General features: G+C 44.6%; 1 protein-coding gene. It reads left to right on the top strand.

Features of this window, described 5'->3' with window-relative positions; translation table 11 throughout:
- The coding region (locus ACY2RR_RS24850) for a DUF1302 family protein (RefSeq protein ID WP_490110875.1) at window positions 1-231 on the top strand (231 nt) is incomplete at both ends.

Below are 231 nucleotides of genomic sequence, written 5' to 3'. Positions count from 1 at the left end.
CAGTCGCCTTTATTCCTACGGTGATAGTAAGAACCTGAATATAAAACCGGGAAATGGTGTTGGTCCAAACGCCGATAATGGACGCATGAATTTTGAAAAAGGTGATGTGATATCAAACCAGTACAAAGGTCTGACAGAGCTGACTCTGGAGTACCAGACCTACGATTTTAAGGGCAGCGTGAAGTACTGGTATGACCACTGGCTGGAAACCAAAAACGGCCGCTATACAAA

The sequence above is a fragment of the Parendozoicomonas sp. 2304DJ65-17 genome, from assembly GCF_058148445.1.
Note: the sequence above shows the minus strand (reverse complement) of the source record. Positions and strands in the feature narration are given on the sequence as shown.